This window comes from Flexivirga sp. B27 (assembly GCF_052905685.1).
In genome coordinates this window covers 566,694-592,248 of sequence record NZ_JBPYUM010000003.1, presented here as the reverse complement: position 1 = coordinate 592,248, position 25,555 = coordinate 566,694, and the positions used below count along the sequence as shown (strand labels likewise).

Genomic DNA, 25,555 nt, shown 5'->3' with positions numbered 1-25,555 from the left:
CGCGGGGACCCCGCCCGCTCCCCCGCTACTCAACCCGCTTCTCTTCTCAACCCCCTTACTTCTCAACCCACGATCAACGATTGGCGACATACCTTGTCCAGCAGTGAAACCGACACCACCACAACGAAATCCGCGACCGGCGGTCGCGCCTGGGACGACGTGCTGGTCGACATCGTCGACTACGTCCGCGACTACCAGATCGACTCCGAGCTCGCGCTGACCACCGCCCGCAACATCCTCATCGACGCCCTCGGCTGCGGCCTCGAAGCACTCGAATACCCCGCAGCGACAAAGCTGCTCGGCCCGATCGTGCCCGGCACCGAGGTCCCGAACGGCGCCCGCGTCATCGGCACCAACTACGTCCTCGACCCGGTGCAGGCGGCATTCGACAACGGCGCCCTGGTGCGCTGGCTCGACTTCAATGACACCTGGCTGGCCGCCGAGTGGGGGCACCCGAGCGACAACGCGGGCGCCATCCTGACCGTCGCCGACTGGATCTCGCGTGAGCGCGTTGCCCGTGGCGAGGAGCCGCTGACCATGCAGGCGGTCATTGAGGGCGTCGTCAAGGCGCATGAGATCCAGGGCATCATCGCGCTCGAAAACTCTTTCAACGCAGTCGGTTTGGACCACGTCATCCTGGTGAAGGTCGCCAGCACCGCCGTCGTGTCGACGCTGCTCGGCCTCAGCCGCGAGGAGACGCTCGCCGCGGTCTCGCTGGCGTTCGTCGACGGCCAGTCGCTGCGCACCTACCGCCACGCGCCCAACGCGGGCAGCCGCAAGAGCTGGGCGGCGGGTGACGCGTGCAGCCGCGCCGTGAAGCTCGCGCTGATCGCGCAGACCGGCGAGATGGGCTACCCGACCGTGCTGACCGCACCGACCTGGGGCTTCTACGACGTCAGCTTCGGCGGCAAGCCGTTCACCTTCCAGCGCCCCTACGGCTCGTATGTCGCCGAGAACGTCCTGTTCAAGATCAGCTACCCGGCCGAATTCCACAGCCAGACCGCGGTCGAGGCCGCACACACGCTGAAGGACAAGATCGAGGCCGCCGGCAAGACGATCGACGACATCGACGAGGTGACGATCCGCACCCACGAGGCGTGCATCCGGATCATCGACAAGCAGGGTCCGCTGAACAACCCGGCTGACCGCGACCACTGCATCCAGTACATGGTCGCCGTGCCGCTGATCTTCGGTCGCCTGACCGCCGGTGACTACGAGGACAGCGTCGCCGCGGACCCGCGCATCGACACGCTGCGCGCGAAGATCCACTGCGTCGAGGACCCGCAGTTCACCAGGGACTACCACGACCCGGAGAAGCGCAGCATCGCCAACGCGTTGACCGTGAAGTTCACCGACGGCACGTCGCTGGACGAGGAGGTCGTGGAGTACCCGATCGGGCACCGTCGCCGCCGCGAGGAGGGCCTGCCGTTGCTGGAGGCGAAGTTCCGCCGCAACCTGGCCCGCCGTTTCGACGACGCCCGCCAGCAGCAGATCGCTGACGTCTCGCTCGACCAGGCCAAGCTGGCCGCCACGCCGGTCCACGAGTATGTCGACCTCTTCGTCACCGCCGACAACGACTTCGGAGCCAAGTGATGGAAGCCTCCACCAAGCAGCAACTGCGCGCTCTCGTCGACGAGCGGGCCGGTGTCGTCGTGCCCGGGTCGTTCAATCCGTTGTCCGCCAAGGTGATCCAGGACCTGGGCTTCCGGGCGTCATACGTGACGGGCGCGGGCGTGACCAACATGTCGCTCGGCCTGCCCGACCAAGGCTTCATGGGTCTGGCCGAGATCGCCGACCACACCGCACGGATCCGGGACGCCGTCGACCTGCCGCTGCTGGTCGACGCCGACACCGGCTTCGGCAACGCGCTGAACGTGCGGCACACCGTGCGGGTGCTTGAGCGGGCCGGCGCGGACTGCATCCAGTTCGAGGATCAGGTCAGCCCGAAGCGGTGCGGTCACTTCGACGGCAAGTCGGTGATCTCCGACGACGAGGCCGTGAACAAGATCAAGGCTGCCGTCGACGCACGACGCGACGACAACCTGCTGATCATGGCGCGCACCGACGCCGCCGCCGTGCACGGTTTCGAGGCAGCGGTGGAGCGCGCACGTGCCTTCGGTGAAGCCGGCGCCGACATCCTCTTCGTCGAAGCGCTCACCGATCGCGAGCAGGTGCTGAGCCTGCCGACGATGGTCGACCAGCCCCTGCTGGCCAACCTCGTCATCGGCGGCAAGACGCCGATGGTGTCGGCACCCGAGCTGGCCGAGGCGGGCTACGGCATCGTGCTCTACGCCAACGCCGCATTGCAGGGTGCCGTCTTCGGCATGCAGAACGCCCTGACCGCGCTGCGGGACAACGGCCGGGTCACCGAGGAGGACAACCTCGTGGTCGGCTTCGCCGAGCGGCAGCGGCTGGTCGACAAGCCGATGTGGGACACGCTGAACGACCGCTACGGGACCGACTGAGTCCGCTGCTTCTTGCCGACAGGNCGAGGAGGACAACCTCGTGGTCGGCTTCGCCGAGCGGCAGCGGCTGGTCGACAAGCCGATGTGGGACACGCTGAACGACCGCTACGGGACCGACTGAGTCCGCTGCTTCTTGCCGACAGGCCCGTCGAATACCGAGAGGACCGGCGATTGGCGCGAAAAACGCGCCAATCGCCGGTCCTCTCGGTCTGTCCAGGTGCCTCTCGGTGAAGAGGGCGGCATCGGTATGGCCACACGAAACGTCGCGACGAAGCAGTCGGGGCCCCCGCGAAGTATCGGAGGAGCGAAGCGGGGAGAACTTCGTGGGGTGAGTTACATGCCCTTGGAGTTGAGGTAGTTCTGCAGGGAGACCGCGGTGCGGTAGTTGAAGTGGCTGGCGCCGTCCCGCGACATACCCAGGTAGCGTTGCATCGCGGCTGTGGTGACCGGGCCGATGACGCCGTCCTGGTGCACACCCAGGCGCGCCTGCAGAGCGACGATGGTCCGCGAGTTGAGGTGGTTGGCACCGTCCTGCCGCACTCCGAGCCAGTGTTGTGTGGAGCGGGTGGTGAGCGGCCCGATGATGCCGTCGATCACCAGCGCCCGGTGTCCGCTGCGCGAGGGCGGCTGCGGCTTCGGGGCAGGGTTGCCACCGCCCGGATTGACATGGACGGCAAGGCCGTTCGCACGGGTCAGGCCCGCCCGTTTGGAGCAGACCGGCCACGCGCCGGGACCCTGCACGCGCAGTGTCGCCTGGGCGACATAGATCTGCTGATCGCGCGTGGCGTAATGCGCGTCGGAGGCATACTTGCCGCCGCCGAACGCCTGCCAGGTCGAGTGGGTGAACTGCAGACCGCCGTAGAAACCGTTCCCGGTGTTGATCGACCAGTTGTTGCCGGACTCGCAGGTGGCGACCCGGTCCCAGACGTTGTATGGCGCGGAGGCCTTGGCGTGTGCGGCACCAGCGAGTCCTGCGCCGACGGTGGCGGCGGACGCCATCGCGGCACCCATGACGCGGCGTCCGGCAACAGACGGGCGGTCCGTCCTGTGACGCGGTGTGTAAGGCAAGGTCGTGTCCTTTCCTGGCGGCCGGCTCACGCCGGGTCGATCGTGCCCCCGAGGGCCCGCCGCACGTTACGGGATTGACTCATGTGACACAAGATGTGAGTGTGACTTCTGAGCACAATTCAAGTCGACACGCGGCGTAAAAAGGTAAAATTACATCCGTGTAGTTCCGTTGCCCGGCAACAGAAGAGCGCCTCGCCCGCCATCTCGGGCGCGCGACCGCAGAAATTTTTCGAATTTCAGCGCGCGACAGTGTTGTCGGCGAGGATCCGACGGCAGGCTGCCCGGACTCAGCGGCGGCGGACCCGGCGCCGGTGCAGGACCCGCCGGTCCAGCGGCGCGGAGAGCACATCCCCCATCACGACGCCGGTGCTGATGGCCAGGGCCACCGCAGCCGCACCCATCAACGTGGTGATCGCGGCACCCTGCGACGTGACGGCCGCGCCGACGATGCTGCCGTTCACGGCGTCATACATCCCACGGAAGATCCGCAAGCCCGGCAGCAACGGCGACACAGCGGGCACCACGAGGACCAGTGCGGGAGCCCCCATCCGCAGGCCGATCAGCCGGCCCGCGACGCCGATGGCGATAGCCGCGACGGCGATCGCTGTCGTCGCACCCAGCCGGAAGCCGCCCAACCCCAGTGAGCTGGACAGCGCGCCGGACAGGAAGAGCCCGAGCGCACCCAGCAAACCGGCGGGCAAAAGGTGTCGCGGCAACGCCCGGGCGGTGACCGCGCTGCACATCGCACCGAAGGCACCGCACAGGACGCGGAACCACAGGACCGTCTGCTGGTTGCCGAAGGACAGCGCCTTCGGCGCCGTGAGCTCCAGCTCCAGCGCCTTGTCCAGCCGGAGCGTGAAGGACAGCCCGGCGGCGATGCCGACGATGATGCCGGCGGTGGACAGCAACACGGTCAGCAATCGTCCGGCACCGGTGATCGGGAAACCGGTCACCGCGTCCTCGACGGCCGACGCCATCGCCCGGCCGGGCAGCAGCACGACGATCCCGGCGGCGACGGCATACGCGAAGTCGTTGTTGGTCATGTCGAGCCCGAGCCAGCCGTGCACGCCGACGAGATAGCCCAGCCAGGCGAGCACCACCGACACCCCCGCGCCGGCGGCGGCCGAGTAGAAGGACGGGACACCGCGTTTGCCCAGCGCACGGCCGATGCGGTCGACCGCGAGCGCCGAGAGCACAGCGACTGCGATCGCCATGGCGTGTCCGCCGAGGATCGCGCACACCGACCCGGCGAGCCCGGCATACCCGAGGGCGACCAGCCACCGCGGATAGAGCCGTGCGGTGCGCTGGATCCGGCGCAGCTTGCGGGTGGCCGCCTCGACGTCGTCGATGCCGCCGGCGACCAACTCCTGCACCAGACCGTGCACCGCGGTCAGCCGTGCGAAGTCACGGGTGTTGGAGCGAGCGACCCGCAGCAGCGTGACCGGCACACCGGACGGCGTCGGGGCCTGGACGAGCAACGACTGGTTGGTGATGTCGATCTCCAGGCGGCGCAGGCCCGCGGCCGCCGCAACGGCGATGACGGCCGCCTCCACGTCGCGGGTGCCGGCGCCGCAGCGGAAGAGCAACTCGCCCACGCGGACCGCCAGCTCGAGCGCGCTGCGGACGGACGCCTCCTCGTCCGGGGCGACCATGGCCGCCGGCTCGCGATAGGGGGTGTGCCGCAGACTGTCCGCGATCGGCAGCGGCTCGGTGACCGGCTCGCCCTGCAGGAAACGCATCCGGCGCCCGGTGATCGGCAGCCCGCCCGGGTCGGTGTCCTGTCCCTCGTCCACCGCCCCAGCGTAGGACCGGCGGCTAGTGCGCGGTGTGCCTCAGCTGGGCGTGGGCTGATATCGGGCGTATGGCGCCCGCTGCGCGGGTCAGGCCAGCTGCAGCTGGAGGCTGGAGTTGCTGTCGATCGGCCACCACGCCGCGCCCGTCGACAGATGGGTCAGCAGGAAGATCAGGCCGACGAGCGCGATGAGGCTGCACAGGCCGATGATGATCTGGGTCAACGGCTGCCCGCGCACGACGCCACGCACGATGCTGCGCGACCCACGCCGCAGGGGTATGCCGCCGGGTCCCCACCACATCACCAGCGCGCCGACCAGCACACCGACCGCCATCGGCAGCGGCCGGCCCAGGAAGACCGAGTCGTCCTCGACCATCGAATAGACCAGGGCCACTGCGGCCGCCGCACACCCGCCCACGAAGGCCGGGATCAGCACGGTCAACAGGGTCGCCAGGGCTGCGATCACGCCGTGCCAGGGCGAGGTGACGGCAGCGACGAAGGTGTCGGACTTGCGCGGCCCCGAGCTGTAGCGCCGCAACACCATCGAGGTGATCGACTTGTCGCACCAGCGCGCGGCGATCGCCCACAGGACCAGCAGGGTGATGCCCACCGTGGGCAGCACGGCAGTGATGCCGGTCAGCGCCGCGAGCATCGCCGCGAGCGTCCCGGTGCGGGAGGACTGGCCGATGCGCGGGTCCGGAGGCGGGACGAAACGCCCCGGAGCGACCGACGGGACCGGCCGGTCCGGGTCGGCCGGTCGCACGACGCGACCCGCCGGAGGCGGCCCGAAGCGCTCCGTCGGGTCGGGCTGCGGGTCGAAGCGTTCGGTCGACGGCGTGCGCCGGTCGGAGCGCTGCGCCGGCGGCCGGCGATGCTCCAGGACGGGCAGCTCACCGGTGTGCCCGCCGGCGGCGAAGAGGTCGAGCGCCGCCAGGACGTCACTGGCCGCAGGCCGCCGCGAGGCGTCCGGGTCGAGCGCCGCCTCGAGCAGCGGCCGCAGGCGCGGGTCGACCCCGCTGAGGTCGTATTCGCCACGGCACACGCGGTCCAGCACCACCGGCATCGGCCCGCGACCGAAGGGTGCGCGGCCGCTGGCGGCATACGCAAGAGTGGCTGCCCAGCCCCACCAGTCGGTTGCCTCGGTGACCTGGTCGCCCTCGACGATCTCCGGTGAGAGATAGCCGGGTGTGCCCATGACCAGGCCGGTCGAGGTGAGGCGGGAGTCGTCGGCGACGTGCGCGATGCCGAAATCGATGAGCACCGGGTCGTCGCCGACCATCAGCACGTTGCCGGGCTTGAGGTCGCGGTGCACGATGCCCGCCCGGTGTATGGCGCCCAGCGCCTCGGCGAGTCCACGCCCGAGGCGGGCGAGCCGGACGGCCCCGAACGGGCCGTCGCTCTCCACGACCTCGTCGAGCGCGGCACCGGGCACGAAGCTGGTGACCAGGTATGGGCTGTCTCCGTCGACCTCGGCATCGAGCAGTGCCGCAACGCGCGGGGACCGCACGCGCACGAGGGTGCTGACTTCACGACGCAGCCGCTCACGAGCGCTGCGGTCGTGAGCGATGTGGGCGCGCAGGACCTTCAGCGCGACCGCCTGACCCTGTGCGTCGAGCGCCTTGTAGACGACGCCCATGCCGCCTTCACCGATCTTGCGGACCAGCTCGTAATCACCGATGCGGTCCTGATCGGCGCGCCGGTCGGAGTCGTCGGTGCTCTGGATCACCGGCAACCGGTGCGTGCCACCGTTCCCGCGGGCTGCGGGGTCCGAGTGACGGTCTGCAGTCATGGGGTCCACGGTATGCGACAACGAACGAGAGTCCGCGGACGCTTCACGACGTGGCGAAGACCACGTCGGGGGCGCAGCGGAGGGGAACTTAGTGGGGTCGTTTCATCGGGGTCCCCGCGAAGTATCGGAGGAGCGCAGCGGAGGAGAACTTCGTGGGGTGATGCTCAGGAGGAGATGTAGGACTCCAGGTGATCGCGCTCGTTCTGCAGCTCCTCCAGGCGGTTCTTGACGATGTCGCCGATGCTGACGATGCCGACCAGCTGCCCGCCCTGCACCACCGGCAGGTGACGGAAGCGGTGCTCGGTCATCGACTCGGCCAGCGAGCTGACCTCGTCGTCCGGCGAGCAACTGATGACGTCGGAGGTCATCAGGCTCGACACCGGGCGCTCGAGCAGACCCTCGGCTCCACCGGGCAGCGCTCGCACGACGTCGCGCTCGCTGATGATGCCGGCGATCTCCTCGCCGGTGACCACGACGACCGCGCCGATCTTGTGGTCGGCGAGCAGCTGCACCAATTGACCCACGGACGCGTCGGCCGCGACCGTGACAACGTCAGAACCCTTGCCCTTGAGCAATTCCTGGATACGCATGTTCCACGGTAACCTCCCGCGCCGTGTTGTGGCCATGATCACGTCGGCGGTTGTCCGCCTTGTGGAACGCCCGTGGCTGGTGCCGCGTGCGGCCGTCATACAGTGAAGGCGCCGAGGCCGCCGGCGACCTCGTCGGTGCAGCCACCGCCCGTGGAGCACCGACTCAGCGTTTCGACTCGAAGGGTTGTGCCCACGTTGCCCAAGGACACGTTCGACCTGGTGATCGCGGCCAACCGGCTGCCGGTGGACCGCGTTCGAGAAGGCAAGCGGACCGTATGGCGCCGCAGCCCGGGCGGGCTGGTCACCGCGATGGAGTCGGTCATGAGCGACCGGGACGGGGCCTGGATCGGCTGGGCCGGTGTGCCGGGCAAGGCACCTGCGGCGTTCGAGCAGGACGGGATGTGGTTGCACCCGATCGGGCTCAGCGAGCACGAGATCCGTGCCTACTACGAAGGATTCAGCAACGGCTCGCTGTGGCCGCTCTACCACGACGTGATCGTGCCGCCGACCTTCAAGCGCAGCTGGCAGGCGGCATACGAGTCGGTCAATCGGCGCTTCGCACAGGAGATCGCCGACCTGGCGGCGAAGAACGCCACGGTCTGGATCCACGATTATCAGCTGCAGCAGGTGCCGCAGTTCCTGCGGGAGTTGCGACCGGACCTGCGCATCGGCTGGTTCAACCACATCCCTTTCCCACCGGTCGAGTTGTTCATGCAGTTGCCGGCGCGCGACTCGTTGCTGCACGGCCTGTTGGGTTCGGACTTCCTTGGTTTCCAACGCCGTTCGGATGCCCAGAACTTCCTGCGTGCATGCCGCCAGCTGCTCGCCGAGGACGACGTCGCGGTTCGCGGCGACGTCGTGCACACCTCCGACGGCCGCGAGTGCCGGGCGGCCGCCGTGCCGATCTCGATCGATGCGGAGAGTATGGCGAGCCTGGCGGCCACCCCCGAGGTGCAGCACCGGGCCCGCGAAATCCGCGAGCAACTCGGCAACCCCGAGCAGCTGTTGCTCGGCGTCGACCGGCTCGACTACACCAAGGGCATCCGGCACCGGCTGAAGGCGCTGGAGGAGATGTACCGCGAGGGCGCGCTGACCGCGACCCGGACGAAATTCATCCAGGTGGCGACGCCCAGCCGCGAGCGGCTGGAGGCCTATCAGCACATCAAGAGCGAGGTCGAGCAGACCGTCGGGCGGATCAACGGCGAGCACTCCAGCTTCGGAGCACCCCCGGTCACCTACCTGCACCGGTCCTTCCCGCGGGAGGAGATGGCGGCGCTGTTCGTCGCCGCGGACGTGATGCTGGTGACTCCGTTGCGCGACGGCATGAACCTCGTCGCCAAGGAGTATGTCGCCGCGCACGACCGCAGTGGTGCGCTGGTGCTGAGCGAATTCACCGGTGCGGCAAACGAACTCAAGCAGGCCTACCTGTGCAATCCGCATGACATCTCCCGCACCAAGCGCACAATCCTGCGGGCCCTCGAGAGCGCCCCCGACGACCGGTCGCGGCGGATGCGCGCGATGCACCGCCAGGTGCTGCGACACGACGTGCGCCACTGGGCGGAGAGCTTCCTGACCAATCTGACCGTCGCCCCCGACCGCCCGTGACTCGATCACAACCCGACCTGCCATGACTCGACCCGCCATGACGTTGCCGCCCGACCTGCGCACCGCCCTCGCCGAACTGACCGCAGCCGGCCCGATCCTCGTGGCCACAGATTTCGACGGTGTGCTGGCACCACTGGTCCTGGACCCGTCGACGTCGCGACCGATCGACGGGTCGATGAGTCTGTTGCGCGAATTGGCATCGCTGCCAGACGTTTTCGTCGCCATCGTGTCAGGGCGCCACCTGGCCGCGCTGCGCGAGCTGACCGACCTCGAGCCCGGCAGCGACATCGTGCTGGTCGGGTCGCACGGCGCGGAGACCGACCGACCGCTGCCGCTGGACGCCACGTTCGACGACGCCGCGCAACAGCGGCTCGGGCTCGCGACGACGGCACTGGAGGCAGTCGCCGCGGCATACCCACCGACCCGGATCGAGCGCAAGCCGGCCGGTGTCGTGCTGCACACCCGCAACGTGCCCGACGACATCGCCGCAGCGGCGACCCGGGCCGCGCTGGCGATCGCCATACCCGGTGTGGACGTGATGGACGGCAAGCAGATCGTCGAGCTGAGTGCGCTGGCGGTGACGAAGGGCAGCGCATTGCACGCGCTGGCAACGGAATTCGGCACGCGAGCGACTCTTTATCTCGGCGACGACGTCACCGATGAGCGCGCCTTCCACGTGCTTGCCGGTGATGAACGCAACGTCACCATCAAGGTCGGCGGCGGCGAGACGCTCGCCGACTTCCGCATCCAGGACTCGGCGGACGTCCTGCAGGTGCTGCGCACGGTCCTCCACCTGCGGAGCGACCCGACGGGCCGATAGCGCGACACACCGCCCGATGGCTGGTGCGGTCAGTCCCCCGGCAGCGGTACACGGGCCGTGGATCCGCGCACCAGCAACTCCGGCGCGAACAGCGCATCCCCGGACGGCTGCGGATGTCCCTTCACCAACTCCGCCAGCGCGTCGGCAGCGGCCGCGGACATTGTCGTGACGTCCTGGCGGACCGTTGTCAACGGCGGCCCGGTGTATTTCGTGATGTCCGAACCGTCGTACCCGACCACGGACAGGTCCGTCGGCACCGTCAACCCGAGCTGGGTCGCGGCCCGCATCACCCCGAGCGCCATCAGATCGGAGCCACAGATGATCGCCGTCGCACCGCGCTCGACGAGTGACCGACCCGCGAGTTCACCGCCCTCGACGGTGAACCAGGTCTGCTCGATCAGTGTCTCCATCCCGGCCACCGCGGTCTGGCGCTCGAACTCCGCAACCTTGCGGATGGACGGCACGTAGCGGGGCTGTCCCGTCGCCAGGCCGATTCGCTCGTGGCCGAGCTGCACCAGGTGGCTGAACGCGAGCGCCACGGCGGCACGCTCGTCGGTCGACAACGACGGCGCCGCGATCTCCGGCCGGTGACCGTTGATCATCACGATCGGCAACCCCTGCGCGACCAGGCCCTGATAGGCCGACACGTCCGAGTTGCTCTCCGCGTGTTTGCCGCTCACGAAGATGATGCCGCAGACATCGTGGTCGAGCAGCATCGGCAGGTAGTCCTCCTCGGCGACGCCGCCCGGCGCCTGGGTGCACAGCACTGCCGTGAAACCCTTTGCCGCGAGCCGCTGTTGGATCACTTGCGCGAACAGCGGGAAGACCGGGTTGGTCAGCTCCGGCACGATCAGCCCCACCGGGCCACCGCGCATCGGACCGCGCAGGTGCGACGGTCGCTCGAAGCCGAGGACATCGATCGAGGTGAGCACCGCTGCCCGTGTCTCCGCGGCGACGTTGCTCTTGTTGTTCAGAACACGCGAGACCGTGGCCTCACTGACCCCGGCATGCTCGGCGATCCGCGCGAGCCGACCGGTCACGCCACCACCTGCGCAGCCGTGGCGTCCGCCGGATGGCCGGCCGTCGACGTGTCCCACGACCAGATCGCGTAGCCCGGGCGCGTCGCACGCAACGTTACGGTGGACTCGTCGGGCACGATCTCGGCACCGGCGGCCGCGACCATCCGCCCGCGTGCGACACCTTGCAGGTGAACGGCGGGCACGGCGAACGCCTCGTGGGCGGCGCGGGCACAGTGCACCAGCACGCCTCCGGACTCGGTCTCTCGCACGTAGGTCAGGCTATCGGTCGTCGCAGAGACCCACCGCAGACCACCGTGCCGCAACGGTTCGAGCGAATGCCGTGCAGCGATCAGCTCCTGATAGGAGCCGAAGATCTCTGCATCCCACCGGTCTTCGTCCCACGGCATCGGACGCCGGCCGTCCTCGCCGAAGGTTCCCGGCATACCGACCTCATCGCCGTAGGTGATCATCGGGATCCCCGGCATGGTCAGCAGCAAGGCGGCCGCGACCCGCACCATGGCCGGATCATCGCCGACGAGCGTGCGGATCCTCGTGGTGTCGTGTGAGCCGGTCAGCGTGAAACTGTGCACCCGGGACCGCCACGGGTCCAGCGAGCCGAACTCGTCGATCGTCTCGGCCACGGACTCCCCGCCGAGGCGGGGCACGGCCAGCGGCGCTCCGAGGAAGTTCGGGGCGAACTCCTTGTCCCGCAACCAGGTCCACAACGGCCGGGTGAACCCGGAGTAGTTCATGACGCCATGCCATCCGGATCCTTGTGCGTCTGCCGAGTGGTCATGGACGTGCTCTCCGACGAGCAGCTTCTCGCCGTCCAGCCCGTCCAGTGTCCGGCGCATGTGTTCTGCGACCGCGTGATTCACGTCCTGGGCGTTGTGCCTTCCGGTCATGTTCGCGACGTCGACACGCCACCCGTCCAATGCGTTCGGTCCGCTGAGCCACTTGCGGACGGGTGCGTCCGGCCGGTCGAAGAACGCGTCCCGCAACTCCGCCGACGCGTGGTTGAGTTTCGGCAACGAATGCACGCCGAGCCAGCTGTCGTAGTCACCGTCGTCGTGGAAGAAGTAGAAGTCGCGTTCGTCGGACGCGGGATCGGCCCGGGCGGCCAGGAACCACTCGTGCTCGTCCCCGGTGTGGTTGGTGGTCAGGTCGCCGAGCACTCGCAGCCCACGCCGGTGTGCCTCTGCGACAAGGCGATCGAGTGCCTCGTCGCCTCCGAGCAACGGGTCGACGGCGTCGAAGGTCGAGGCGTCGTACCGATGGTTGGAGCGCGCCGGGAAGAACGGCGTCAGATAGAGGACCGTCACCCCGAGCCGGACGAGATGGTCGAGGTGTTCCCGGACGCCGTCCAGGTCACCACCGAAGAGCTGTCTGGCGACCACGTCCGGGACCTCGGCGTCGACGCTGTCGTCCCAGGCTGCGGGCACCGCCCAGTCGGGCGCGATCTGCTCCACGGGCAGCGCGTCCGACGCCCGGGCGAACCGGTCCGGAAACACCTGGTACACCACCGAATCCGCGGCCCATTGCGGCGGCGCAGGGTGAGTGACGAGCCGGAAGTCACTGTTGTCCGGCACGTCCCGTCGGTGGATCCCGGTGCCGTTCACCCAGAGGTAGGCACCGTCCCTGCCTTGCAGCAGGAAGCGGTATGGCGTGACCGGGTTGTGGCAGGTGACCGTTGCGCTCCACCAGTCCTCGATGTCCGTCCGTCGCTCGACGTGCGCCGTCGCGAACGTCGGTTCACCGTCCCACACGTGCCGCACGTGCACCTCGGTGATGTCCGCCGTGCGCGGGACCCGGATCCGCACCGTGACGGAGTCCCCGAGTCGAGGAGTTTGGTTGTCGACATACAGCTGCGAACCGTCGTGGTGCGGGCGGGCCAGCAGATCGGAGCTCATTTGACCGACCCTTGTGTCAGACCGCTGACCAGTTGCTTCTGGAAGAGCAGGTAGAGGATCAGCACCGGGAGCGCCGCCAACAGGCAGCCAGCAGCGAACTGCCCGAACAGCGCCACACGATCCGAGCCAACCGTCATGTTGTAAAGACCGACGCCCAGGGTCTGGCTGTCCGGTGAGGTGAGGAAGATGCTGGCGAGCATGAATTCTCCGTAGAGGCCGACGAAACTGAGCATGAACACGGTGACCAGGATGGGGCGGGCGAGCGGGAGCAGCACGGTGAAGAACACTCGCGCGTGGGTCGCCCCGTCGATCCGCGCCGCCTCGTCCAGCTCGACCGGGACGGTGTCGAAGTAGCCCTTGAGCAACCAGACGTTGGAACCCATTGCACCGCCCATGTATGCCAGGACAAGACCCCAGGAGGTGTTCAGGCCGACGGACGGAAGGACCTCGCCGACGTTGCCGAAGGTGATGTAGAGGCCGACGAAAGCGAGCAGCACCGGGAACATCTGCAGCAGGAGCAGCGCAAGCAGACCCACGCGCCGGCCGTGGAAACGTAAGCGGGAGAACGCGTATGCCGCACAGGCGCCGATGAACAGGGACGCGATCGACCCGGTGAGTGCGATGACGAGGGAGTTCTCGTACCACGAACCGAACGGGCGCGCCGCGTCGTTGAAGAGCGTGTGGAAGTTGTTCATCGAGAACCCGGTCGGCAACAGCGAGCTCGTCGACAGGCTTCCCGCCGGGTTGAGCGCCGCCGAGATGACGAACACCACTGGGAAAAGGGCAAACACGACCATGACGATCGCTATCAGGTGGCGCCACCACAGACCGCCACCGAGATTTCTGCGCACTGCGTTCACCGGTTGACCTCCTCCAGTTTCCGGCTCCGCCAGAAGCCGGGCAAACTCATCAGCCCGACGAGCAGGAAGATGATGACGGCGACGGCGGACGCCAGACCGTAGTTGGGGTTCGTCCCGCCGAGTGCGAGACGGAAAGCGTACGAGATCAGCAGATCCGTCGAGCCGGCCTCGTTGCCTGCCTGGTCGAACGGACCGCCCTGAGTCAGCAGCTGCACGAGCCCGAAGTTGTTGAAGTTGAAGGCGAACGATGCGATCAGCAATGGCCCGACGGCCACGAGCAGCAGTGGCAGCTTGATCGACCGCAGTGTGCGCAACGGGCCCGCGCCGTCGATCTTGGCCGCCTCGACGACGTCATCGGGCAGCGACTGCAGCGCGCCCGTGCAGACGATGAACATGTAGGGGAAACCCAGCCACAGGTTGGTGATCAGGATCGCGGCGCGTGCCGCCCACGCATTGCCCAACCAGTCGATGTTGAGGTGAGTCATCGTGTTGATGAGTCCGAACTCCTGGTTGAACATCGACATCCACACCAGCGCCGAGACGAAGACCGGCAACGCATACGGGACGATGAGCAGCGTGCGATAGACACCCCGCCCACGGATCCGCCTGTCGTTCAACATGAGTGCGAGCAGCAGGCCGAGGATGAACGTGGTGAGCACGGACAACACCGCGAAGCACACGTTCCAGACGAAGATGCTCAAGAAACCGGAGCGATAGGTGGAGTTGGTGAAGATCGTCTTGAAGTTGCCGAAACCGACGTTCTCCTTCCACCCGACCGCGAGCGGATCTCCGTCGCCGCCCTTCGGAACCCACCGAGCATCCTTGGCGACATACACCGTCTTGGTCCTGGTGTCGGTCAGCGTGTCGGCCTTCTTGTCCCACACCAGGGTCGGCCTGCCCTCGAACGCCTCGCTGAACCCGCTCGCCTTGATCCCGCCGCCGCCCTTGGTCGGCACGGCGAAGTTGGCCAGATCCTTGCGCTTGTTCGCCTCCAACAGGTTGAGCATGGTGTAGCCCGGAGCCGCCGTGATGCGGCCGTCGGTGACCTTGACGCCACTGCCCGACAGGGGTTGCAGCCCCTTGGCGGTGCCGATGAAGTTCTTACCGGAGTCGTCGGTCAACAGGAAGTACAGCTGCCCGCTCGTCGGATTGGTGCCTTCCTTGACCGCGACGCTCAAGCCGTAGGTCGGCGAACCCGCCACCTGCACGACCGAGTAGGCGATGTCCTGTGCCGTCGCCTCCTCCTTGGAGACGAGGTGTCCCTGTCCGTAGTTGGTGAACGCGGTCGCGGCGGTGTAGACGATCGGCCAGATCTGCAGCCCGGCCAGGAAGAGCACCCCGACCAACAGGTACTTCGCCGGGATGGCACGTCGCGTGCCGTAGACGAGCAGTACGAGCATGGCGACGAACGCCGTGCCGACCACGGCCATCGTGTCGCCGGCGTCGGCGAATTTCGCCGCGACATACCCCGCCACCAGCAACGCGGCGACGATCAGCACCCACCGCACGGCCAGCCACTTGGCGGACTTCCCGGGGAAGCTGATGCCGCGGGCCTCGGAGTGTTCGGTCACCTTGATCTCCTGAATGCGCAGTACGACCGGATCCGGCGGGCTGGTGCGGCCCGCCGGATCCCGTGCCCGTGTCGGTCAGTTGCCCTTGGCGATCGCGGTCTTGATCGCGCCCTGTGCCTTGGTCAGCGCAGCCTGCGGCTGGCTCTTACCGGAGACGACGTTGGCGAGCGCCTGCCCGAGCGGATTCCACACGGCGTTCATCGCGGGGATGTTGGGCATCAACTTGCCGGCCTTGGCGGCGCTCGCCCACTTCTTCACGTCGGTGTCCTTCGCCGCGACCGCTTTGTATGCCGCGGTGAGCGCCGGCGGACGCTGCCCGACGTTGAAGAGGGTCTCCTGCGCCGACTTCGTCGTCAGGAAGTTGGTGACGAAGGTCTGTGCGACCGTGGCGTTCTTGGCCTTGCTCGACACGAAGAACATCTGTACGCCGAGGAACGGCTCCATGTCGCCGCAGCCGTTGATCTTCGGCAGCGGCGAGATGTCGTATTTGATGCCGGCCTTCTTGATCGCGGGGATCGACCACGGTCCGGTGATCTCGAACGCGGACTTCTTCGACGTGAAGATCGAGTCGACATTCGTGCCGTCGATGTTGGTGGTCAACGCACCCATCTTGCCCAACCTGGCCATCTCGGTCGCGCCCTTCACACTGCCGGGGCTGGCCACCCGCAGCTTGTTCGGGTCGTAGTCACCGTTCGACTTGGTGCCGAAGATGCCACCGTCGCAGGCGGACAGGTAGGGGTAGGCGTTGTACGCGTCGCCCTCCTTACCGACCGCGCCGGCCAGCAGGTTGCGGACCTTGCCCTGGGACTTCAGCTTCTTGCTGGTGGAGATGAGGTCGTCCATGGTCTGCGGAGCCTTCGGCGCGAGCTCCGTGTTACGCACGAGTGCAAGATTTTCCACGCCATACGGCACGGCGTACGTCTGACCGTTGTACTTGGTGGCCGCGATCGCCTGCTTGTTGAATCCGGCGGCGACCTTCGCCGAGAGGTGCACCGGGGCGATGGCGCCGTTGGCCACCAGCTCCCCGGTCCAGTCGTTCGCTCCGACGATGATGTCCGGTGCCTGGCCCGCCTTGAACGCGGTTTCGTACTGCCCGCGGACATCGGTCGCAATCTGCACGGCGACCTGGACGCCGTTCGCCTTCCCGAACTTGTCGGCCAGCTTCGAAACATACGGCGCAGAGGTCGCATCCGCCCAGATCACCAGGTCGGCGTTCTTGTCACGCGCCGGCTTCTTGGTGCTCACGGCCTGCGGCTTGGCGGCAGCCGATTTGCCGGACCCTGCCGTTGCCGCGGTGTTGTCACCACCCGATCCACTGCTGCCGGACGAGGACGAGCCGCTGCATCCGGCGAGACTGACGGCCGTGGCACTCGCGAGAGCGACGGCGAGGGTGCGCTTGATCATGGAATCTCCTTCGGCGGACGTGATGCACGTCATAGGGCGTGGGCGGCACACTACAAGCACTTGCAGGATTGCTGCAAGATCATGCAGCAATCTTTCAGCACACTTCAGCATCCGGTCGTATGACGAGCCGGTTCCCGCCGTCCGGCCCCGCTCGCGTCCCGCTGCGGTTAAGGTGTGCTTGGCGTCACACCCGTGTAGTGCGGGACAGGCGTCGCATCCCATTCACAACGGATCGTCCGGCACGTTCCTGCCGGTGAAGGAGTTGCATCATGGCGACAGTCACCTATGACCAAGCGACCCGCGTTTATCCCGGGGCTGACATCGCATCGGTCGACAAGCTCAACATCGACATCGAGGACGGCGAGTTCCTCGTCCTGGTCGGCCCTTCCGGTTCCGGAAAGTCCACCGCTCTGCGCATGCTGGCCGGCCTCGAAGAGGTCAACGAAGGTCGCATCCTGATCGGTGACCGCGACGTCACCAACCTGTCTCCCAAGGACCGCGACGTGGCCATGGTGTTCCAGAACTACGCGCTCTACCCGCACATGTCGGTCGCCGACAACATGGGCTTCGCGCTCAAGATCGCCGGTGTGGCCAAGTCCGAGATCCGCAGCCGCGTGGAGGAGGCCGCCAAGATCCTGGACCTGGAGGCATACCTCGACCGCAAGCCGAAGGCGCTGTCAGGTGGTCAGCGACAGCGTGTCGCCATGGGCCGCGCGATCGTCCGCTCCCCTCAGGTCTTCCTGATGGACGAGCCGCTGTCCAACCTGGACGCCAAGCTGCGTGTGCAGACCCGCACCCAGATCGCTTCTCTGCAAAGGCGATTGGGCGTCACGACCGTTTACGTCACGCACGATCAGGTCGAAGCCATGACGATGGGTGACCGAGTCGCAGTGCTCAAGGACGGTGTCCTGCAGCAGCTGGACACCCCGCGCAAGCTGTACGACCACCCGAACAACGTCTTCGTCGCGGGCTTCATCGGCTCCCCGGCGATGAACCTGCTCGAGGTGCCGATCACCGACGGCGGTGTGAAGCTCGGCTCACTGGTCCACCCGGTCGACCGCGACAAGCTGGCCAAGACCGACACGGCGGCGATCGTCGGCATCCGCCCCGAGGACCTGGAGATCACTACCGAGGGCGGCATCCCGGTGGAGGTCGACGTGGTCGAGGAGTTGGGGGCCGACGCCTACATCTACGGGCGCACCACGATCGGCAACCAGGCGGGCGAGAAACAGATCGGCGGCTCGGACGACGAGAAGCAGATCGTCGCGCGTGTGGACGGCCGCAACGTGCCGGACAAGGGCCAGACGATCCACTTCAAGCCCAAGGGCGACAGCGACCACCTGCACCTGTTCCACCCGCAGAGCGGCGAGCGCATCGAGTCCTGACCCACCCCCCTCTCGCCGAGAGGCCCGGCGTTCACCGACAGGCCCGGCGTTTCGGGCCGGATTCGGCCCGAAACGCCGGGCCTCTCGGCATTCCGGGGGCCTCTCGGCGAGGGGTGTCGCTTTCACTGAGGGCAGCTGAGTGCCGCTCGATGCCGCGGTATGCCGCTCGATCGGTATGGCGAGGCAGAATGGTCCCGTGGCACTGGACATCACAACTGCCCGGCCGTGGCCGGCACTGCTGGACCTGCCGTGGCGTCTCCCGCTCGAGGAATGGCCCGAGGAGCGGCTCGCCGCGCTGCCGCGGGGCATCTCCCGGCACATCGTGCGGTTCGTGCGGCTCGAGGGGCGCGTCGTGGCCGTCAAGGAGATCAAGGCCGACATCGCCCGCCGCGAATACAACATGCTGCGGATGCTGCGACGCCTCGACCAGCCCACAGTCGAGCCGATCGGTGTCGTCGGCGGGCGCCTGGACGAGCACGGCGAGCCGCTGGATGCGTGCCTGCTGACCCGGCACCTGCAGTTCTCGCTGCCCTACCGGGCGATGCTCAGCCAGAGTCTGCGGCCGGAGACGGCCGCGCGGCTGATCGACGCTCTCGCCGTGCTGCTGGTGCGCCTGCACCTGATCGGTTTCTGGTGGGGTGACGTGTCCCTGTCCAACGCACTCTTCAAGCGCAGCGCGGGCGAGTTCGCGGCATACCTGGTGGATGCCGAGACCGGCGAGTTGCACGACCAGCTCACCGACGGACAACGCGAGCACGACCTCGACATCGCGCGCGTCAACATCGCCGGGGAGCTGATGGACCTGCAGGCCGGTGGTTTCGTCGACGCGGAGCTCGACCCGGTCGAGGTCTCCGACCGGATCATCCAGCGTTATGCCGTGCTGTGGGACGAGCTGACCGCGCTCGAGCGTTTCGACGTCGGCGAGCGGTGGCGTGTCGACGAGCGCATCCGGCGGCTCAACGCGCTCGGGTTCGACGTCGGCGAGCTCGACATCACCACCGACTTCGACGGCGCGACGATCCAGATCCAGCCGAAAATCGTTGATGCCGGGCATCATTCGCGTCGCCTGCTTCGATTGACCGGCCTCGACGTCGAGGACAACCAGGCCCGCCGGCTGCTGAACGACCTGGACTCCTACCGCGCGGCCAAGGACCGTCAGAACGACGACGAGGAGCAGGTCGCGCACGACTGGCTGATGCACATCTATGAGCCGGTCACCCGGACCGCGCCGCCGGAGATGCGCCGCAAGATCGAGCCCGCGGAGCTCTTCCACGAGGTGCTGGAGCACCGGTGGTACATGTCCGAGGCGGCGCACCGCGACTTCCCCATCGAGGAGGCCGCGCGCGACTACATCGCCAAGGTGCTGCCGGAGAAGCCGGACGAAAGCGCCGTCGTGGGTGTCGACACCGAGGAGATGCCGGTCCGCGCCGACCGCGGTGTATGACGCAGCAGCATGACGACGCGCCCTGCCGACGGATCGGCAGGGCGCGTCGTCGCGATGAAAGCTAGGCCAGCGGTCGGCCGTCGGAGTCGTTGATCTTGCGCATCAACAACATGATGAAGTCGATCAGCGACCAAATGCCGCACGCGCCGAGCGTCACGAGCTTGAGGATGCCGAGGCCGATGTGGCCCAGGTAGAAGCGGTCGACCCCCAACCCGCCGAGGAAGAACGACAGCAGAACCGCCGTCAGCCAGTCCTTGCTGGAGAAGAGACCGGGGACCTGCTTGGCGGGGTAGACCGCGCCGGTCGCCGCATCGCGGACCGGTGTGTCGCCCTTGAGCGAGCCAACGTTGGCCATCTGCGCGAGCTGCGAGTAGGGCACCGGCCCCTGCTCCTGGCCCATGTTCAGCAGGAAGAACGTCGGCTCGCCGCCGCCCTGCTGCTGTCCGTATCCGCCCTGGTCACCGTATGCCGGCTGGCCGTAACCGCCCTGGGGCGGCTGCGCGCCGTACTGCGGACCGCCCGACTCCCCGCCGTATCCGCCGGAATTGTCGTTGTAGTTGCTCATGCCCCTGCTCTCGATCGTTGCGATGCCCGAACCATACGGGTCAGACCGCATGGCAGCACGCATGGTTCCATGTCGTGAGCAGATCAGGCAATCTCAGCCCTGCGAGCGCAACCTCGCGACCTCGTAGAGCGTGACCGACGCCGCGACGCCGGCATTGAGCGACTCGACCGACGAACTCATCGGCACGGACACGATCTGGTCGCACGTCTCGCGCACCAGTCGGGACAGGCCCTTGCCCTCCGAGCCGACGACGACCACCAGCGGCTCGGTCGCCAGCGACAGTCCGGGCAGCTCCACGTCACCGTCCATGTCGAGGCCGATGACGAAGAACCCGGCCTTGCGGAAGTCGGTGAGCGTGCGCGTCAAGTTGCCCGCCAGCGCCACCGGCACCCGTGCCGCGGCACCGGCAGAGGTCTTCCACGCCGCGGCCGTCATACCTGCTGAACGGCGCTCGGGGACGATGACACCGTGACCGCCGAACGCCGCCACCGAGCGCACGATCGCGCCCAGGTTGCGCGGGTCGGTGATGCCGTCGAGCGCGACGACGAGTTGCAGGCCGGGCAGCTGCGGGTCGATCAGGTCGTCCGGGTGCGCATAGTCGTATGGCGGCACCTGCAGCGCGAGGCCCTGGTGCGGAGTGCCGTCGGCCAGCCGGTCCAGCTCGGTGCGTTGCGCCTCCATGATCGGGATGACTGCGTCGGCGGCGATCTTCAGCGACTCCTTGACCCGGTCGTCGGAGTCGACGCGTCCGGCGACATACAGCGCGGTCGCCGGGACGCCCATGCGCAGCGCCTCGAGCACCGAGTTGCGGCCGACGATCAGCTCGCCGGACTGCTTGGCCGACCGCTGCGGACGGCGGCCCGCGCCCTGCTTGGTGCTGCCTGGCCGACTGGCCTCGGCCTTGCGGGCTTGCTTGTGCGCCTTGTGGTTCGGGCGGTCGGAGGCCTTCGGGGTCGGGCCCTTGCCTTCCAGCGAACGCCGCTTGTGTCCGCCGGTGCCGACCTGCGGACCCTTGCGCGAGTTGCCCTTGCGCACCGCCCCACGGCGGCTCGAATTACCTGGCACGTCAGTTCTCCGTCGTCGTTGCGGGTCGAGTAGCCCGTCGTGAGGGACGAGCGACGGGTGTATCGAGACCGAGGCTCTCAGTCATTCTTCGTCACTGTCCACCGGGCGCCGTCCGGCCCGTCCTCGACGGTGATGCCCGCGGCCGACAGTTGATCGCGGATCTGGTCGGCGGCGACGAAGTCGCGCTCCTTACGGGCACGTCCACGCGCGTCGATCAGTGCCTCCACCAGCGCGCCGAGCGCGTCGGACGTCGCACTGTCGTCGATCGACTTCCATTGCGGTGCCAGCGGATTGACACCCAGGACGTCGGTCATGGCGACGACGTTGCCGGCCAACTCGGCGGCCTGCTTGGCGTCGCCGTCGTCCAGCGCGATGTTGCCGCGCTTGACCTGGTCGAAGACGACCGCGAGCGCGCCGGAGACGTTGAGGTCGTCGTCCATCGCCTCGGCGAACGCCGTTGGTATGGCGCCCGGCTCGGCAACGCCGTCGGGCAGCGCGCGGTCCAGGAAACCCTCGAGACGCTCGACGGCTGCAGCTGCCTCGTCGAGCGCGCCCGGGTGATATTCGATCGTGGAGCGGTAGTGCACGGCGCTGAGGTAGTAGCGCAGCACCAGCGGACGCACGGTCTTGGTCAGCTCGAGCACTGCAAGGCTGTTGCCGAGGGACTTGCTCATCTTCTCGCCGGAGATGGTGACCCAGCTGTTGTGCATCCAGTAGCGCGCGAAACCCAGTCCGGCGCCACGGGATTGGGCTTGCTCGTTCTCGTGGTGCGGGAAGCGCAGGTCGATGCCGCCGCCGTGTATGTCGAAGGTGTCACCGAGCCAGCGGCGCGCCATCGCGGAGCACTCCAGGTGCCAGCCGGGTCGCCCGTCGCCCCACGGCGTCGGCCAGGAGGCGCTCGCCGGCTCACCGGGCTTGGTGCCCTTCCACAACGCGAAGTCGCGCGGGTCACGCTTGCCCCGCGGGTCGGCGTCGGCGGCAGGCTCCATGTCGTCGATCTTCTGCCGGGTCAGTTGGCCGTATTCGGGCCAGGACTTCACGTCGAAGTAGACGTCGCCGGAGCCGTCCTCGGCCGGGTAGGCGTGGCCCTTGTCGATGAGCATCCGGATCAGGTCGACCATGTCGGTGGTGTGTCCGGTCGCCCGCGGCTCGTAGCTCGGACGGAGCACGCCGAGAGTGTCGAGCGCGTCGTTGGTCTCCCGCTCGAAACCGTAGGACCACTGGTTCCACGGCACATCGTTGTCCGCGGACTTCGCCAGGATCTTGTCGTCGATGTCCGTGACGTTGCGCACCAACGTCACGTCATAGCCGTGCCCGGTGGTCAACCAGCGCCGCAGGATGTCGAACGCGACCGCGAAGCGGACGTGGCCGATGTGTGGCGCGCCCTGTGTGGTGAGTCCACAGATGTAGATGCCGACGTGTCCCTCGCGCAGCGGCTCGAACGGCCGTTGCGTCCCAGTGGCGGTGTCGAATATCTGAAGAGTCACGCCCGCGAGTTTAACGGGGCGCAGGCGCTCCTCCGACCACGCGGCCCGACCGCCTCACCACACGCTGCTGGTTGAGTAGAGCCGGGCCAGCCGCGCAGGAGACTCACCACACGCAAGCTGGTTGAGTAGAGCCGGACCCGCAGCCCAGGAGGCTCACCACACGCAAGCTGGTTGAGTAGAGCCGGAGGAGCGAAGCGGGGGAGGCTCGTATCGAAACCCGCCTCAGTGCCCCCGGTCGATCCACTCCTGCAGGTGTGGCGCTTCGTCACCGATGGAGGTGTCGTCACCATGCCCGGTGTGCACCACCGTCTCCGGCGGCAGGGTCAGCAGCCGGTCGCGGATCGACTCCACGATGGTCCCGAAATCGCTGAACGACCGACCGGTCGCGCCGGGGCCGCCCTGGAAGAGAGTGTCGCCGCTGAACAGGACGTTCTGACTACGCAACAGGAAGCAGCAGGCTCCGGGCGAGTGTCCCGGCGTGTGCAGCACCTCGAGCTCGTCGCCGCCGACCGAGATCTTCTGCCCGTCGGTGAGCGCGCCGTCGGGCGGCTCGCTGATCTCGCGGTCCCAGAGCATGCGGTCCTCGTCGTGGATCAGCACCTGCGCCTTCGGGTGCAGCCCGATCAGGTCGCCGACGGCGTCGATGTGGTCGTCGTGCCCGTGCGTGCACAGGATGTAGGTGAGGGTCCGATCGCCGATGGCCTTGTTGATCGCTGCCGCGTCATGAGCCGCATCGATCACGACGCACTCGGAGTCATCGCCAACGATCCAGACGTTGTTGTCGACTTCCCACGTGCCCCCGTCCAAGCTGAACGTGCCGGACGTCACCAGGTTGTCAATGCGTATGTCGCTCACCGGGATTCCTCTCGTTGTCGCGGACCGTCAGCGTAGCCTCGCGCGCCGCCGGCTGCCATGCCTGTCCGTTGCTCAGACATGCCCACGGGCGCTCATCATGCGTGCCCGGGACGACGGTGCACCGAGCTATGCGGTCGGTATGACGAGCGCGGTCGCAATGGCCGCGGGACCCTCGCCGCGGCCGGTCAGGCCGAGCCCCTCGGTGGTGGTGCCGGCGACCGACACCGGCACGCCGCCCAGCGCTGCGGACAACGCGGCCTGTGCCTCGTCACGGCGCTTGCCGATCTTCGGGGAGTTGGCGATCACCTGCACGGCGACGTTGCCGATCTCGAAACCGGCTTCGGCCAACACCTTTCGGGCCTCCTGCAGCAGACGGACGCCGGAAGCTCCGGCCAACTCGGGCCGGTCGACACCGAAGTGGGCGCCGAGGTCACCGACTCCTGCCGCGGAGAAGAGGGCGTCACACATAGCGTGCGCGGCGACGTCGCCGTCGCTGTGCCCCTCGACACCGCGCTCCCCCGGCCACTCCAAGCCGGCGAGCCAGCACGGCCGGTCGTCAGTGGCATATCCATGGACATCGACACCGATCCCGGTCCGCGGCAGCATCATTGGTGACTCCTCATCCAGCCGAGCACGTCCTCGGCAAGCTCATCGGGACTGCGCCGTGCGGTGTCGAGACGCAGATCCGGGGACCACGGGTGGTATTCGCGGTCCTGGACCGCCTGCCAGGTCGGCACCTGCAGCCCCGGTACGTCGGAGACGCGCTCGGTCACACGGGACTCGTGCAAACCGGCGTCAGAGCACTCCAATTCCACCTCGACCACCTGCGCACCGTGCTCGGTCGCGACGGCGCGCCACCAGTCGCGCGTCTCCGGCATCGGGTTGACAGTGTCGGCGACGACCGAAAGGCCTTGTGCCAGTTGGTCGCCCGCAATGCGGAAGGCCACGGCATACCCCTCGGGGCCGGTCATCTTGTCGGCCAGCCCGGCGAGCACCAGCGTCCCCTCGATGGTGTCGACCCGTATGTGCGCCAACGGCATTCGTTGTGCCAGGGCTCGAGCGAGAGTGGTTTTACCGACGCCCGGCAGGCCGCCGAGGATGATCAGAGTTGGCGTGCGGGCGGCGGTTGCCAACAGGCGTTCGGCGGCATCGATGTCGGGCGGCAGGGTGATCTTCATCGCGAGCGGATCGCCATTGATCACCCGGACGGTGCCACCTGCGCGCTCGATCAACATCGCGTCATCCGTCGCTGGGCCGCCCGCGGCGTGCGCGGCCTCGAGTGCCGACCGCCGGAAACCCTGCGGCGTCTGCACCGCCCGGAGCGCGGCGCGATCGGGCGTGGCCACCACGCGGCCGGTGTCGTCGACCTGCTTGATGGTGTCGCTGACCGGCAGGCCGGGCACCACACCGTCGGCTCCCGCCTCCACCGCAGCCGTGACCGCGTCGAAGAGCGACGGCGGCGCGAGGGCGCGTGCGGCATCGTGCACCAGCACGATGTCGGCCTCCGGCGGCAGTGCTGCCAGCCCGGCTGCCACCGAGTCGGTGCGTTCGGCTCCGCCGGCGATGACAGTGATGCCCGGCAGCAGTGTCTGGAACTCCGCCAGATGTGTGGCGGGTGCGACGACCACGATCGGGCACGAGGTCTCGATACGGGCTCGCCTAGCGGCTCGCCCTACTCGACCAGCTTGAGTGACTCGACCAGCTTGGGTGGCTCTCTCCACAGCGTGCTCGAGCAGGGTGCGACCGCCGACCCGGACGAGCGCCTTCGGCATACCGGCGCCGAGCCGCACGCCCATGCCCGCAGCAACCACGACAACGCCCACGACGGAATCGTCGTGGGCGTAGTCAGCGGATATGTGGC

At 67.9% G+C, this 25,555-nt stretch carries 21 protein-coding genes; 6 read left to right on the top strand and 15 right to left on the bottom strand.

Annotated elements, in window-relative coordinates:
* Positions 1-93: 93 nt before the first annotated feature.
* Both ACSZL9_RS15150 and ACSZL9_RS15145 read left to right on the top strand, forming a co-directional pair.
* A complete protein-coding gene (locus ACSZL9_RS15150; protein WP_446666337.1) occupies positions 94-1,593 on the top strand; it encodes a bifunctional 2-methylcitrate dehydratase/aconitate hydratase in 1,500 nt (499 codons plus the stop codon).
* Positions 1,593-2,465, top strand: a complete 873-nt coding sequence (locus ACSZL9_RS15145; RefSeq protein ID WP_446666336.1) for an isocitrate lyase/PEP mutase family protein — start codon at positions 1,593-1,595, stop codon at positions 2,463-2,465. The genes ACSZL9_RS15150 and ACSZL9_RS15145 overlap by 1 nt, the downstream gene beginning before the upstream one ends.
* Before the next feature lie 333 nt (positions 2,466-2,798).
* On the opposite strand, the gene ACSZL9_RS15140 is transcribed toward ACSZL9_RS15145, so the two are convergent.
* The 4 genes from ACSZL9_RS15140 to ACSZL9_RS15125 all read right to left on the bottom strand — a co-directional run bounded on the left by ACSZL9_RS15140 (position 2,799) and on the right by ACSZL9_RS15125 (position 7,704).
* On the bottom strand, positions 2,799-3,464 hold the full coding sequence (locus tag ACSZL9_RS15140; RefSeq protein ID WP_446666335.1) for a transglycosylase family protein: 666 nt from the start codon (positions 3,462-3,464) through the stop codon (positions 2,799-2,801).
* Between the two features lie 356 nt (positions 3,465-3,820).
* A complete protein-coding gene (locus tag ACSZL9_RS15135) occupies positions 3,821-5,326 on the bottom strand; it encodes a threonine/serine ThrE exporter family protein (protein ID WP_446666334.1) in 1,506 nt (501 codons plus the stop codon).
* Between the two features lie 87 nt (positions 5,327-5,413).
* Positions 5,414-7,114 (bottom strand): serine/threonine-protein kinase, encoded by a 1,701-nt coding sequence (locus tag ACSZL9_RS15130; RefSeq protein ID WP_446666333.1) that lies wholly within the window; start codon positions 7,112-7,114, stop codon positions 5,414-5,416.
* Between the two features lie 164 nt (positions 7,115-7,278).
* The gene (locus ACSZL9_RS15125; protein WP_446666332.1) at positions 7,279-7,704 is read right to left on the bottom strand and encodes a CBS domain-containing protein; all 426 of its coding nucleotides are present in this window, start codon (positions 7,702-7,704) and stop codon (positions 7,279-7,281) included.
* 186 nt (positions 7,705-7,890) lie between these two features.
* Between ACSZL9_RS15125 and ACSZL9_RS15120 the strand changes: the two genes are divergently transcribed.
* Positions 7,891-9,309 (top strand): alpha,alpha-trehalose-phosphate synthase (UDP-forming), encoded by a 1,419-nt coding sequence (locus ACSZL9_RS15120; RefSeq protein ID WP_446666331.1) that lies wholly within the window; start codon positions 7,891-7,893, stop codon positions 9,307-9,309.
* A 22-nt stretch (positions 9,310-9,331) separates the two neighbouring features.
* Complete coding sequence (gene otsB / locus ACSZL9_RS15115; protein WP_446666330.1) at positions 9,332-10,129, top strand: trehalose-phosphatase; 798 nt, start codon at positions 9,332-9,334, stop codon at positions 10,127-10,129.
* A 29-nt stretch (positions 10,130-10,158) separates the two neighbouring features.
* Here otsB and ACSZL9_RS15110 read toward each other — a convergent pair whose 3' ends face one another.
* The 5 genes from ACSZL9_RS15110 to ACSZL9_RS15090 all read right to left on the bottom strand — a co-directional run bounded on the left by ACSZL9_RS15110 (position 10,159) and on the right by ACSZL9_RS15090 (position 16,893).
* Positions 10,159-11,169 carry a LacI family DNA-binding transcriptional regulator gene (locus ACSZL9_RS15110; RefSeq protein WP_446666329.1) on the bottom strand — a complete coding sequence of 337 codons (1,011 nt, stop codon included), beginning with the start codon at positions 11,167-11,169 and terminating at the stop codon, positions 10,159-10,161.
* Complete coding sequence (locus ACSZL9_RS15105) at positions 11,166-13,058, bottom strand: glycoside hydrolase family 13 protein (protein WP_446666328.1); 1,893 nt, start codon at positions 13,056-13,058, stop codon at positions 11,166-11,168. Before ACSZL9_RS15105 ends, ACSZL9_RS15110 begins: the two co-directional genes overlap by 4 nt.
* A complete protein-coding gene (locus tag ACSZL9_RS15100) occupies positions 13,055-13,918 on the bottom strand; it encodes a sugar ABC transporter permease (RefSeq protein ID WP_446666327.1) in 864 nt (287 codons plus the stop codon). Before ACSZL9_RS15100 ends, ACSZL9_RS15105 begins: the two co-directional genes overlap by 4 nt.
* Positions 13,915-15,489 (bottom strand): ABC transporter permease subunit, encoded by a 1,575-nt coding sequence (locus ACSZL9_RS15095; protein ID WP_446666326.1) that lies wholly within the window; start codon positions 15,487-15,489, stop codon positions 13,915-13,917. The genes ACSZL9_RS15100 and ACSZL9_RS15095 overlap by 4 nt, the downstream gene beginning before the upstream one ends.
* A gap of 75 nt (positions 15,490-15,564) precedes the next feature.
* On the bottom strand, positions 15,565-16,893 hold the full coding sequence (locus ACSZL9_RS15090) for a sugar ABC transporter substrate-binding protein (RefSeq protein WP_446666325.1): 1,329 nt from the start codon (positions 16,891-16,893) through the stop codon (positions 15,565-15,567).
* 269 nt (positions 16,894-17,162) lie between these two features.
* On the opposite strand from ACSZL9_RS15090, the gene ACSZL9_RS15085 reads away from it, so the two are divergent.
* Both ACSZL9_RS15085 and ACSZL9_RS15080 read left to right on the top strand, forming a co-directional pair.
* Positions 17,163-18,278: an ABC transporter ATP-binding protein gene (locus ACSZL9_RS15085; RefSeq protein ID WP_446666324.1), complete on the top strand. Its 1,116-nt coding sequence runs from the start codon at positions 17,163-17,165 to the stop codon at positions 18,276-18,278.
* A 196-nt stretch (positions 18,279-18,474) separates the two neighbouring features.
* Complete coding sequence (locus tag ACSZL9_RS15080; protein ID WP_446666323.1) at positions 18,475-19,722, top strand: DUF4032 domain-containing protein; 1,248 nt, start codon at positions 18,475-18,477, stop codon at positions 19,720-19,722.
* 61 nt (positions 19,723-19,783) lie between these two features.
* Here the strand turns inward: ACSZL9_RS15080 and ACSZL9_RS15075 are convergent, their stop codons facing one another.
* From ACSZL9_RS15075 to ispD, 6 genes are all read right to left on the bottom strand, one after another.
* Positions 19,784-20,287 carry a TM2 domain-containing protein gene (locus ACSZL9_RS15075; protein WP_446666322.1) on the bottom strand — a complete coding sequence of 168 codons (504 nt, stop codon included), beginning with the start codon at positions 20,285-20,287 and terminating at the stop codon, positions 19,784-19,786.
* A gap of 93 nt (positions 20,288-20,380) precedes the next feature.
* Entirely contained in the window at positions 20,381-21,352 is a 972-nt protein-coding gene (gene rlmB, locus ACSZL9_RS15070) for a 23S rRNA (guanosine(2251)-2'-O)-methyltransferase RlmB (protein WP_446666321.1), read from the bottom strand.
* Between the two features lie 77 nt (positions 21,353-21,429).
* On the bottom strand, positions 21,430-22,839 hold the full coding sequence (cysS, locus tag ACSZL9_RS15065; protein ID WP_446666320.1) for a cysteine--tRNA ligase: 1,410 nt from the start codon (positions 22,837-22,839) through the stop codon (positions 21,430-21,432).
* Positions 22,840-23,061: 222 nt separating this feature from the next.
* The gene (locus tag ACSZL9_RS15060) at positions 23,062-23,700 is read right to left on the bottom strand and encodes an MBL fold metallo-hydrolase (RefSeq protein WP_446666376.1); all 639 of its coding nucleotides are present in this window, start codon (positions 23,698-23,700) and stop codon (positions 23,062-23,064) included.
* A gap of 120 nt (positions 23,701-23,820) precedes the next feature.
* Entirely contained in the window at positions 23,821-24,303 is a 483-nt protein-coding gene (ispF, locus tag ACSZL9_RS15055) for a 2-C-methyl-D-erythritol 2,4-cyclodiphosphate synthase (RefSeq protein ID WP_446666319.1), read from the bottom strand.
* Positions 24,300-25,517 (bottom strand): 2-C-methyl-D-erythritol 4-phosphate cytidylyltransferase, encoded by a 1,218-nt coding sequence (gene ispD, locus ACSZL9_RS15050; RefSeq protein WP_446666318.1) that lies wholly within the window; start codon positions 25,515-25,517, stop codon positions 24,300-24,302. Before ispD ends, ispF begins: the two co-directional genes overlap by 4 nt.
* Between the last annotated feature and the right edge of the window lie 38 nt (positions 25,518-25,555).